Source organism: Pseudomonas sp. XP2 (genome assembly GCF_053557975.1).
On sequence record NZ_JBNRIK010000055.1, the window covers coordinates 1 to 12,204 of the forward strand.

General features: G+C 55.4%; 6 protein-coding genes and 2 pseudogenes. 4 read left to right on the forward strand and 4 right to left on the reverse strand.

What is annotated here, in order from left to right; translation table 11 throughout:
- The 4 genes and pseudogenes from ACK1VC_RS28660 to ACK1VC_RS28675 form a co-directional block, all read right to left on the reverse strand.
- A pseudogene (locus ACK1VC_RS28660) lies at positions 1–820 on the reverse strand (sugar-binding protein); the annotation flags it as partial.
- Positions 821–838: 18 nt separating this feature from the next.
- A complete protein-coding gene (locus ACK1VC_RS28665; protein ID WP_191087397.1) occupies positions 839–1,795 on the reverse strand; it encodes a hypothetical protein in 957 nt (318 codons plus the stop codon).
- Positions 1,796–1,816: 21 nt separating this feature from the next.
- Positions 1,817–2,341 carry a hypothetical protein gene (locus ACK1VC_RS28670; protein WP_096425750.1) on the reverse strand — a complete coding sequence of 175 codons (525 nt, stop codon included), beginning with the start codon at positions 2,339–2,341 and terminating at the stop codon, positions 1,817–1,819.
- A gap of 294 nt (positions 2,342–2,635) precedes the next feature.
- The gene (locus ACK1VC_RS28675) at positions 2,636–3,604 is read right to left on the reverse strand and encodes a hypothetical protein (protein ID WP_191087398.1); all 969 of its coding nucleotides are present in this window, start codon (positions 3,602–3,604) and stop codon (positions 2,636–2,638) included.
- 507 nt (positions 3,605–4,111) lie between these two features.
- Here ACK1VC_RS28675 and ACK1VC_RS28680 point away from each other — a divergent pair.
- From ACK1VC_RS28680 to ACK1VC_RS28695, 4 genes and pseudogenes are all read left to right on the forward strand, one after another.
- Positions 4,112–5,923, forward strand: coding sequence for a hypothetical protein (locus tag ACK1VC_RS28680; RefSeq protein ID WP_023048925.1), 1,812 nt, complete (start codon positions 4,112–4,114; stop codon positions 5,921–5,923).
- A gap of 41 nt (positions 5,924–5,964) precedes the next feature.
- Entirely contained in the window at positions 5,965–8,472 is a 2,508-nt protein-coding gene (locus tag ACK1VC_RS28685) for a hypothetical protein (protein WP_191087399.1), read from the forward strand.
- The gene (locus tag ACK1VC_RS28690; protein WP_191087400.1) at positions 8,462–11,332 is read left to right on the forward strand and encodes a hypothetical protein; all 2,871 of its coding nucleotides are present in this window, start codon (positions 8,462–8,464) and stop codon (positions 11,330–11,332) included. Before ACK1VC_RS28685 ends, ACK1VC_RS28690 begins: the two co-directional genes overlap by 11 nt.
- Positions 11,333–11,384: 52 nt before the next feature.
- Positions 11,385–12,204 (forward strand): annotated as a pseudogene (locus ACK1VC_RS28695) (sugar-binding protein); the annotation flags it as partial.

A 12,204-nucleotide genomic window follows, 5' to 3' on the forward strand; every position in this document is an offset into this window, starting at 1 on the left:
GGAAGCGGTGGCCGGCATCGTTGTAGTCGATGGTTTCGGTGCCGCCGACGGGTGTGCGCACGGTTTTCAGGCACACCACACCACGCACCTTGTCGTAAGTGAGCCCCCAGCTGGCCTTGTCGTCGCTGGGCAGGACGATGGTATGGGGCAGGCGAACCGCCGGGGTGAAACGCTGGTCGAGCTGGAGCGTGTAGGTCGCCAGGGCGGTGCCGCCTGGGCCGGATCTGGGGTGCAGGGCAAGGATGATTTCAGCGCTGGTGTAGTTGATGGCCAGCAGCTCGAGCCCAGTGTCGTCCTTGATGCCGGTCAGGCAAGGGGCCCCCTGGAAATTACTGTAGCTAAGGGTGATGCCATGGCCCGAAGGCGCCTCGACCCGGGTGGGCAGGGCAACGCGGTTGTCGCTGGGGCCTTGCAGTTCCAGCAGCTCGATCAGGCCGGCCTTGTGCTCAACGCGCCAGCCGCTGCCGTGGTCGTGGAAGTGGAAGCTTCTGAGCTTGCGTTCCTTGAATACCTTGCCGGTGCCGTCACTGGCGTCGCTGCCTGTGACCTTATAGCTTTCGCCGGTGTGCAGGTGCAGCAGGTTGCTGGCGGGGTCGTACTGGGTGAGGTTGAGTGTCCAGCCCATGCCGAAGCCCGAGTCCTGGGTGTTCATCGGGTTGAAGCCGATGTGCAGGGGCAACGACGGGCCGCTGAGATTGTTGGCGGCGAGCTCCGGCAACTCGATGCCCAGCGTGTATTGGCCGGTGCGGGGGTCGACGCTGTTATTGACGAAACTCAGGAAGTTGAAGGCGTTGGACGCTGTGTTTGAGGTGATGGTCATGACAATTCAGCTCCAGGTTCAAAGTGCAGTTGCACAACGGTAGCGGGTAGGGCCGACACTACCGCCATCGTGAAAGCGCCCTACCAGGAAGCTATTCTCTGGGCAGGTAAAGTCGCTCTCATTCTCATCTTGTGGTGCAGACCAACCGTCGAACCATCGAATTTTTAGATTGTTGACGCCGTTTGTAAGTGCGCCGCAGGCGTAAGTGGTGCGTTGGTAAGTAAAAAGCGATTGATGGCGGCCAACCATGACCTTCCCGGGCGGGCACATAAAGTAAACCCCATCATTTTCGGTGATCATATCGGACCAAGATATATCTGTTACCGTGAGAGTTGCTGAATCTAGCTGGAATCTCGCACAGGTATAATCTTGCACTTCGCCCTCTACCTTGCGCCCCTGCATCACCTCGTGAAGCCCGCATGTGAATTTAGTGAAGTAGTCCACGTTTTCAGTTACATTCACACTGTATTGATTCGTGGGGCGAAGAGGGGTGCGTGACGATGTAATTAAACGGATGCAAGCAGTGCTGTCCCTGGCGTCGCTGTCTTGAGTTTTTCTTTTTTTAACCATCATCAAACCCGGGGCGATGATCGTATTGTCTTCGTAGGAAACCAAGTCTTCGAATTCGAAGGCGGGGGTGGACGTCACGCGCCTCGTGGTGCGAAGTTCCATCGAAAACTTGCCATCCTCTGTGTTGCAACCAATGCCATCGGTAATCAGGATGTTCACGGAAGATGGGAGGTTATCGAACTGTATGGTGCGTCGCTTTATATCTTTGCACCAGGTGTTGGGAGAGTTGAATTCATAGTTTACCTGTTCGCCTGAGCCTTCGCCGGGAACAGTCAGTGAACATTGCGCATTGTCTTTGTCCCGGATAAGGATTGTGCCGTTTTGTGTGGCTGCCTGCACCGCTTGATGCAGGCTGGCCAGCAGTAGGGGTAAAGCAATGATGCTGAGTCTGAGTGCGCTTGACATGATGAAACCTCGGATGTTTGGTCAGAACAGTTTGCTGCAGTAGTACTCAGTCTCCATTTCCTTGTCACTGGAAAGCGCCATGCCCGAAAGTACTTCATTTGCAGCGCATTGCATGCCGTGGTCAGGCTCTTTGAATTTCCGGGTGCTGGTATGAGAGGGGGTCAATGGTTGGCCCCAGATGTCTCTGACTTCAGCGCAATGTATCCAGTAGTTTGAGGCGTCAAGTATGTCTCGGCCACGCCCGGTCATGATCTTCGGACTCTGGCAGTTGGCGAGAGCGCCTGTTGCAATAATTTTGATTTCATTGTAGGTATTGAGCACCTCCCCGCTTTGAGTAACACTTCCGCATACGTACCCAACTTTGTCTTCCAAGCGAACACGCCCCACCATTACATTGCCGGGTTTACACTTAAAGTCATGGTGAAACTCCACTAGCGGAGGGGGCGAAATTTCATTAGGATCGATGATTGCAAGTTCTGCAACGGCAGAGTTGCACAGCAGTAGCAGCAACGCTGCGGCCGCAGGTGCGGGCCATTTACTGTTCATGAGCGGGTCCTCATTGGCTAGAAAAAAAGAGTGCACGTCGAGTCTAGCCAGTTCCAGCGCGTGGAACACCTGGCAAAAATACTAGGTAGGTGGAGTGGGCGGCCTCGAGGTAACACAACAAGACTGCCGATGCCGACTTATTGTTTTTTTGCTAGTATCCAGTGCGTATGCTAAGCGAAAAGGGGGGCGCTGAATTTATCATGAAATTCAATTTTCTGATCTGCCGGGGCGGTTGAAGTCCCTCACCAGACGTTCCATGTTGGGGGTGATGGTCTTGATAGTTCAGTTCAATATTCACTGTGCAGTTGCACATCGGTAGCGGGTAGGGCCTTCTTCATCGCCATCGTGATAGCGCCCTACCAGAAAGCTATCGGTCGGGCAGGCAAAACCGCTCTCATGCTCTCCTTGTGGTGCGGACCACCCGTCAGACCATATAATTTCCAGATCTTTACTCCCGTTTTTCAGTGAGGCACAGGCATAAGTGGTGGAACCATTCTCGTCATTCCAGTGATCGCGGCCAACCATGACCTTTCCTGGAGGGCACATATAGTAAGTGCCACTGCTTTCGATGATTTTGTTGGACCAGGAGAGAGGCCCTATCAAGAGATCAGTTGAAGCCTGCTTGAAGGTCGCGCATATGTAGGCGGTCCGGCCATCCGTTTCGTCGCCCCGATGTAAGCGCGCCGTGATCACCTCGTGTAAGCCGCATGTGAATTGCTCCCTTGGATCCACGAAGTATGCGGCTTCTTTAACCTGCGTTGCGGGTATAGGATCAGGGCGCTTGGTGGCTGGCGAGGTCGTTATACGGATACAAGCAGTGCTGTCCCGGGCGTCGCTGTCTTGCGTGAAGTCTTTTTCAAGCACTAGCACACCGGGTGCGATGTGGTTTTCGAATGAAACCAAGTCTTCGAATTCGAAGGCGGGCATGGATGTTACGCGGCGGGTAGTGCGAAGTTTTAGTCGGAACTTGGCATCTTCCAAGTCGCAACCAAGGCCATCGGTAATCAGGATTGTCGCGGCGCTGGGGAGGCCATCAAATTGTATTGTGCGTGGTTTTATATTCTTGCAGCTCGAGTCCGGAAGATTGAATTCATATTGTGTAAGCTTGCCTGAGCCTTCACCGGGCACAGTCAGTGAGCATTGCTCGTAGTCTTTGTTCCGTATAAGGATTGTGCCGTTCTGCGTCGCTGCCTGTACCGCTTGAGGCAGGCAGGACAGCAACAGGGGTAAAGCGATGATTCCGTATTTGAGTGGGTTCGACATGATGAAACCTCGTGGTTTTGCTCAGAAGAGTAGGCTTCAGTAGTACTGGTTGTTGCCGGAATGAGACATGCCACAAATACTTCATGGTTATCGCACTTCGCGACGTGTTGATGCTCGCGGTATCTACCGGCGGTGGGATGCATGGGAATTGATGGCTTGTTCCAGCTGCCCCGACTTATGTGCAACAGAACCACTGGTCTGAGCGCTCATCACCCTCGCGGCCGCGTGCTTGTCAGTCTTGAGCCGCAGCCCGTATGAGCATGGCTCGCGCCTACGTATTTTGTAGTGTTATTAACGTCACCTTGGTGATGGCGCCCTGCGTGCAGATCGAGTCTAGCGAGCGCCAGCGCCTGCAACACCTGGCAAAAATAATAGGGAGGTGGGGTGCGTAAGTGCGAGGTGACACAACACGACCGACGATGCCGACCTGTTATTTCTGCTAGTAGGCAGTGTGCTAGGTAGGCGATAGCGTGTGGGCAAACGTAAATCGGATGCCGAGTCGAAGCCATGACCGAGAATACTGCTAGTGAACGCGACAGCGCAGATCGCCCACCCCGCCCGATAATCGAAGGCCTCACACCCTATGACGAAATTGACCTTGATGAGTTGGGCGGGGAGGCCCTGAACGTTTTTATAACCTATGACGGTATCGCCGTAGGTCAACTGATAGTCTTTAACTGGACAGGTGCCGACAAACTCGGTAACGCAGTCGGTTTTTCCGGGGATGTGGATATCGCCGATCACAACTTCGACCCCAGGACAAAACGGGCAACAGTGAGTTTGTCCAATGCATTTGTCGTGGCGGCTGCCGACGGCTACGCATTTGCGTCTTTTCAGCCTACGTTTCCGGCGCTGGAGGAGTCGATGCGCGCTTTTTGCTTCGTGGGGGTGCGCCCGCATCGCCTTGAGCATATGCCGGTGGCCCAGGCGCCGAAGTCACACAATCTGTTTATTGACCCGGACTCGCTGGGCAGTGCGGGTGCCACTTTCCTGGTACCTGCGTATCAAGCCATGCAAGTGGCAGACAAAGTGACGCTGACATTCGTGGGATATGAAAGTGACGGCACGCAAGATGATACATGGTCAAAACTTATCGACGTGCAGGCACAGCACGTCGGGCAGGTCTTGAGTTGGAATGTACCATCCTCTTATTTCGATTTCATAAAAAAGGGGTACGCCGAAGTTTATTATGAGATCCAATTTGCCGCCCCCCCGAAACGTTTGAAGTCGCCGACCCAGACATTCCAGGTCGATAAGGTGCCTGATACGCCACCCCTGCTGCCGGCGCTGGACATCGATAATTATGAAAGCGGCCTGCTCGACCCGGAACTGTTCCCCGACGGTTTGACATTGCGCGTGCCCCCCAATGCAGAGCTCATGGTGAGTGATTGGTTGTTGCTGCACTTCAATGATGAATGGGGTGAACAGCAACTGCGCGTTGACTTGAGCAGCCTGGAAAGCGGGGTGATTGTATTCAATCTGGCAAAAGACAAGTTGAAGGGGCTGGGCCGCATCAGGCTGGGCTATCAGGTCGCTCGCGAAGGTGTTGCCTACAGCGCGACCGTGCGAGAGGTTGAATTGGTTGTTCGCCGTGAGGATGCCCCTTTGAAAGTATTTTTCGCGGAAAGTGAGGGTGGCGAGGGTGAGTTCAATGCAAGGCTGCCTGCGGGCAACGCAACGGCGGGAGCTTATATCGACCTGTCCGGTGTCACCTTGAGGGAGGGCGAAACCCTGGAAGTTTATTGGCAGGGGCGCTCCGAATTAGGCAATAAAACATTTGTCTTCCCTTTTGGGACGGTGCCCGCAGAACCTTTGAATATACCCCCGGCGGCGGTGGCAGCCAACATGGAACAGGGTGAAACCAGTGTAAAGCGGTTTCCGGTTTACTACAGGATAGCGCCCGTGGGGCATGAGTCCAAGAAGTTAAATTTGCGCATTCTTCCCCTGGCCCGGGATAAATACCCCACGGTGCAGTGCAGCCCGCGCAGGGACACCGACCTGTACGTAGAAGATATCAAAGGTACTCACGCGGACCTGACACTGCCCAATTGGCCATTCATGAGTCCGGGGCAACACCTGGTCATTACCTTGCTGGGCGTCGCCGGTGGCTCACCCAGGCCTTATCCCATTCGTAATTCCCCCGTGACTCAAGAGGAGGTGGACAAGGGTGTCATCAACGCGATCTTGCTGAAAGAGACCCTTGAGAATCTGGATGATAACTCGCCACTTGAATTCAACGTCAGTGTTGATTTCGAGGGCCAAGGGGGGAGTGATAACTGGACACTCTTCACGCCGACGTCAATGACATTGCGAAAGTGACGGGGCGCGCACGTATGCCGCTAAATGCCATAGGTGGAATCATGAAAAACAAAGAAACGCTGGAAGAATTTGTCACGTATCTGAAAAATAAACCGAGCACGTATGGGTATGATGCCATTCTGGCGTACGATCGTTTTCGCGCCAACCGGTTATTGCTTCAGGAGTACATCGATCGTTTTGACAATAACAGCTATTTTGAACCGCTGTCATTTACCACCACGATTACCCCGGGGGCGCAGTGGGAAGCGGTAGTTGATCATACGCTGGATGTGCCGCGGTTATCGTTTGAAAACTCAAGTATTGCGCATTCACGCGCGGACTTGACCATGCGTATCACCGCCGGTAAGCAATTGACCCTGACCAGGTCCATTGGAGCCAAAGTCAAGAAGCTGATTCGGGTAAAAGAGGCCGATTCACTCGATGGCCCAGCCTTGCACGTGAGGATTTCACTGGACGCCAGCCCAGGGTCAGTGTCCCAGGCCGGGACGGTGTCTCTGGATTTGCAGAAAGCTGAGCACTTTTATCTGAGTTTTGCCGACACCGATGAGGAAAACCTGATCGGTGGCCAGCGATACAAAGTTATTTTCGACAGCTGGGAGCCTGCCAAAAGGATTTTCGTGCTCACTGAGATGCCGATGAAGGATAGCGACTTCTTGCAGCCGGAGAAATTTTGGGTCAGAACCCATGCTGCGCCGCTTGCTAAAGTACGAGCCTCCGACCAGTACGGCGAAGGGGAAGTTCTGCTTTTCGTCACAATGAAAGGCAGCAATAACTCCGATGCTGGCATCCCTGCAGATGATGAAAACATGCATTATCTGCTGCCTGATGCGGCAACCCCTTACACGATGAACCTGTTGCTCGGGAACAAGTTTCTGATCAAACGGCTGGTGTCTTTTGGGTTTGAAAGGTTGGAACGCGTGATTGAACCATTCAAGGCCACGTATACAGGCGGTGAGGGTGAAACGTTCGTCACCGGTATTCAGGCGACAGCGGGGCTTTTGAGTATTCCCGTTGAAGGTGATACTGATGTACTTGAAATAATTGAATTCCCGCAGGGGCTGCTATTGAATTTTTCCAGCAGCAGCGACGAAGACGACTTTACAAACTTCAAAGTCAAGGCCAGTGACGAAACGTTGGACTTTGAGTGGTTTGGCCTAGCGAAGGCGCCCGCCACCTTCAAGGTGAGATCCGGGAGCCAGCAGACGCGCTCGGGCATGGTGTCCTACCGTTGGGAATACAAGGCCTCGTACGCGTTTCATCTGGAAACGGCCGGCGACAACGTTGGCCAGTTGACGCTCAAGTTGAGGGCGAAGCCAAGCCTTCGCAGCAAAATGTGGCCCGATCAAGCGTTGGCGGCTAATGCAGGCCACCCTTTTGCATTGGAGCTCTTCATCAACTTCGGCGAGCAAGCCTTGGCCGAGCACCTCGACAAGACGATCGAAACCATTGTTGGTGTGGCAACGGAAATCGATGCATTCCGCCTTAATGGCCTGTTGTTCCGCAGTGGCAAGGAGTCTGCCCAGCCATCGGTTGTGCGCTTTCCGGGTGATCTGACATTGCCTGGTTACCTTGCGCCGGCACGCACAGAGTTCGAAATCGAGCCAAACGAAACCTTGGTGGAGGCCGGAGGCAAGAGGACGTTCGAGACCACGCTTGGTGCAGGCGCGTCAGTGACATGGAGCGTGGCGAATCTACCCGGTGACGAGGGTGAAGATTGTGGGTCGTTCACGTCCAACGAGTACACCGCACCGGCCGCCAGCGCCGTGCTGCGCAGCGGCAAGAAGGTCATTGTCACCGCCACCCGTGGAACGAGTTACAGCAAAGCTTTGGTCAGTATCACCTCTCGCAGCATTGCGGTAGCACCTATGGTCATGCAAGCCGCTGCAGGTGGCAAGTTCAAGTTATCGGCGGCGACCCTCGATGGAGAAAAGGTCACGTTTACCCTCCCTTCCGATGCCAAGGGCTCATTGCAGGAAGACCCTCAGCCAGACCCCTCGGTACAGCAAAGCATGCTCTACGTGGCGCCTGTTGGTGGCCTTCAACAGGGGACGCGCAAGAGCGACGAATGGCGACGTCTGCGTGCTACAGCCGCCTGGCGTATTGAGGACGACCTGGCAGAGGTACTGGCAATTGACACCGTTAACGTATCAAGGGAATCGGGCAATGGGCAGGAGCAGATTCCGGTATTGCTGCCATTACGAAATGAAACCAACTGGTTCACCCACCATGTTGAGGGTAACGGCATACGGTTGAAGTTCTGGGGATCAGGCAAGGGGAATGACTACGAAGTGCCTGCCGAAGACACGACCTGGTACCTGGTGCTTGGCAACGGTACGTTCGAGGATGGTTTGTATACCCCGATAGCCAACGATGGCCAACCCTTGAGCCGTTATGCGGTGGTGGCAGCAATTGAAGACAACAGAACTTTCTGGCTGTGGACGTACGCCATATTACCCATCCCGTTCCTCACGCCTGAATTGCTGGTTGAGAAACTGACGGCACAAGATGAAGACGCAGCCTTGCCTGGAGGGTCGGACAATGAAAAGTAACCCCAAATCCGCTTTGTTGCAGCGTCTGGCTCAAGGCAACGTGATGTTCGACTGGGGCGCCATCCTGGCGTTTGACCGCGGCCAGGTTAACCGTATGCTGCGGGAACAATACATGGCAGCGTTCAATGACCTTAGCTTCTTGTTGCCATTCAGCGATGAGGTGGTCATCGGCGACCTTGAGCACGTCACTTTGAGCGATATCGTACTCGGCGCGCCGCAGGTCTCCTTTGAAGGTGCCACCTTTACCAATGCCAAGGCCACGGTCAGGCTCAATATTGTGGCAGGTACTTATTCCTCCACCTTCCATCCCCCTGGCAGCCCGCCCTACCTTTTACGCAGTGAGACGTTGCGTGAAGACATGGGGCTGATGCTCGAAATGACTGCTGAGCTGGGTGTGCGGGTGGGCAGCGTGGACGACAGGGGCAAATTGATGCTGGACCTCTCGCAGGGGGAGCGGTTCAGCTGCAACCTGGGATTGAGTGATGACGCCAGGCTGGCGATCGGCGCCAAACTGGGCGAGCAAATCCAGTCGCACCCTGCCTACAGGCAGATCTACAGCTGCGCGATGATGGATTTCAACGATTATGGGCCATTGAGCCCGCGCAGTTTCCAGGTGCGTACCCAGCCGGCACCTGAGGGTGGCGACAAGCATTCGGACCAATACGGTAACGGCGCGGTCGTACTGTTCTGCCACCTGCGTGTCAACAGCGAGCCGGGCAGGATGCCGGGTAATCCTGACGACTACCCGTATCTGATACCGGATGACCTGACCGTGCAAGGAGCGCCTGCCTATAACGCCACGGCGTTGATCGCGGCACCGTTGCGCCATTTTATCGATGACCAGCAAGCGCCTGGCATTCTGCAGAAATTCACTTTGCCCAACGCGCTTCAGGTGAGCATGGTAGATCGCGAGGACCCACTGGATCATGTGATTTTCGGCAGCATCGAGCCTACTGCACTGTCATTTTTCGTCGAGCCCCTGCAAAGCGCATTATTACCGGAAAGCACGCAACATTTTATCATCGACAACGAGGGAAACGAGGTCAGGGCGCAATGGCAGGCAGTCAATATCAATCAGCCACTCGCGACCGGTAGCATGCAGGATGGGACCTACCAGGCGATGGGGACTGAGAAGTTCCAGCGCGATCAGCAATTGGTGCTGGTATCGGGGCGTTTTTCTTCCGCTGCGGGGGAGCAGGTACGCACGGGGTTGGTTGTGGAATCCCGGCAAGCTGTAAACGTGATCCCTCGTGTGGCCACTTGGGGTATTGGCATGGGCCCTATCAAGCTGCATGCCGGCGCTGTAACAGGTGGCGACTTGAGCTGGGAGCTGATCCCGGACAATGGGCAGTTGCACGGTGATCTGGTCGTGGATCCCGAGCGACCTGCGGGGCGGCTTTTCACACCTTTCGATCCTGAGAGTTACTTGCCTGAAGTGCGTTTGCAGAAAATCCGAGTCACTGACCAGGCGACAACTACCAGCGATATTGCCACCGTGGTCATCTTTGCCTACCCCCAGCAACTTAATGTGACGCCATTTCATGTGCCTGTGATGACCGGCATCGCGCCGATTGCCTTCCGCTTGCCCGCTGAGTGGCACGAGGCTGCAACCTGGAAGGTATTTGGTGAGGGAGAGATCAACGAAGACGGAGTGTATAACCCGCCGATTCAGGCCCAGGCCCCCATCAGCGTAGTGATGGCCGATATCGATGACCGGCAAACCGGTTACGCGATTGTCCAGCACGCCTACCAAGAGCCCCCTATCAGATGGACAGAGCTCGAAGGTTTTAAAATCAACGTAAAGGGCACCCCCATCTGCCTGGCCAATGGCATGCAGCAGATACCGTTGGAAATCGTGGTTGAACCCAAGGAGGTCAGTGTGGGCGGTGTCACATATCCCATTCCGCTTACAGTGACCGAGCTCTCTACCATGAGGCTGGTCTATCGCAGCGGCAATTCCGAGGTAGAGTTCCTTGAACCTGGTCAGGAAGGCTTGCCGCTTGAAATTCCAAAATGGGCCACAAGCGTCAAGCGAAACCGTTTCAATCTGTACGGTCCTGTAACAGAGAGTGAAATGCCGCAAGTGCGTTCCGAAGCCACACGCAGCACCCGTGAACTCTGGCTCCATAGCAGCGTCGCCGCGACGGAGGAGTTCTATGCCAAGTTCCAGGCTGATGACGGCACCTGGTGGGACTCCCGTGACAAACAAGGCTTTGTCTGCGTCACTGCCGCCCCCGTCGATAGTCCCTCAACAGACGACTACGAGCTTGTCCGCCAGCGCGTACGCAACGGTGCGGGCAGAATTCACGACCCGGGCAATGGGGCGCCCAAGGACGAATTCAGCTACATGCTGGAATCGATCGATTACTGGAGGCTGGTGCATAGGTTCAAAGGGAAAAACATCAAGTTCGCCACGTGCAGGGTCGACAAGGATTCGGCAGCGGCATCGGTACGGTGGGAAAGCGAGCAGGTGGATGAGGTGTTCTTCAGTTACCTGTCCTATGCGTTCAGGGAATTGCCGGAACCGGGGCAACCGGAGAAAGTCGCCGAGCTCAAGGATGACAGCTATCTGACGCAAATGGCCAAGGAATTGTCCTACCTAAAAATAGAGAAAAACCTGATCGCAGGCAAAGAGCCAGGGCCGGGAGAATTGTTGATCATGCTGCATCGCCTGTCGGACATGCCCTTCTGGAGTGACGATATGACAGACGAAGAAAGCAAAAAGTACAGAAAAATGCTGGACAAGCCTTTGATGTTCGTACTCTACGATCAGGATGGAACACGGCATCGGTTGCGTATCGGATTCCCTGAACCCAGCATTGAAGACAGTCGCAACACGCTGGAGTGGTCTGCTCAATGATGTGTCCCCGCCTCGCCAAGCGGGGTGGGTCCTCCTACTCAAGGACCTGGTCATGACTACCAAATCAATGCTGCATTCAAACGCCTTCAACTTCCTGAGTTTCATCAACAACAGCGTCGACCCCCGCACCGGCCAATACACGCTGGGCATCGAGTTGCCGGAGCTCGCCGCCAACAATCTCAGCGGCCCGTCGTTGCCCCTGCACATCGGCTTCAACCCGATGAACACCCAGGACTCGGGCTTCGGCATGGGCTGGACACTCAACCTCACCCAGTACGACCCCGCCAGCAACCTGCTGCACCTGCACACCGGCGAAAGCTATAAGGTCACAGGCAGCGACGCCAGTGACGGCACCGGCAAGGTATTCAAGGAACGCAAGCTCAGAAGCTTCCACTTCCACGACCACGGCAGCGGCTGGCGCGTAGAGCACAAGGCCGGCCTGATCGAGCTGCTGGAACTGCAAGGCCCCAGCGACAACCGCGTTGCTCTGCCCACCCGGGTCGAGGCGCCTTCGGGCCATGGCATCACCCTTAGCTACAGTAATTTCCAGGGGGCCCCTTGCCTGACCGGCATCAAGGACGACACTGGGCTCGAGCTGCTGGCCATCAACTACACCAGCGCTGAAATCATCCTTGCCCTGCACCCCAGATCCGGCCCAGGCGGCACCGCCCTGGCGACCTACACGCTCCAGCTCGACCAGCGTTTCACCCCCGCGGTTCGCCTGCCGCATACCATCGTCCTGCCCAGCGACGACAAGGCCAGCTGGGGGCTCACTTACGACAAGGTGCGTGGTGTAGTGTGCCTGAAAACCGTGCGCACACCCGTCGGCGGCACCGAAACCATCGACTACAACGATGCCGGCCACCGCTTCC

Coding starts and splice junctions, on each gene's coding strand:
- ACK1VC_RS28665 (WP_191087397.1), bottom strand. CDS start 1,795: ATGTCAAGCGCACTCAGACTCAGCATCATTGCTTTACCCCTACTGCTG.
- ACK1VC_RS28670 (WP_096425750.1), bottom strand. CDS start 2,341: ATGAACAGTAAATGGCCCGCACCTGCGGCCGCAGCGTTGCTGCTACTG.
- ACK1VC_RS28675 (WP_191087398.1), bottom strand. CDS start 3,604: ATGTCGAACCCACTCAAATACGGAATCATCGCTTTACCCCTGTTGCTG.
- ACK1VC_RS28680 (WP_023048925.1), top strand. CDS start 4,112: ATGACCGAGAATACTGCTAGTGAACGCGACAGCGCAGATCGCCCACCC.
- ACK1VC_RS28685 (WP_191087399.1), top strand. CDS start 5,965: ATGAAAAACAAAGAAACGCTGGAAGAATTTGTCACGTATCTGAAAAAT.
- ACK1VC_RS28690 (WP_191087400.1), top strand. CDS start 8,462: ATGAAAAGTAACCCCAAATCCGCTTTGTTGCAGCGTCTGGCTCAAGGC.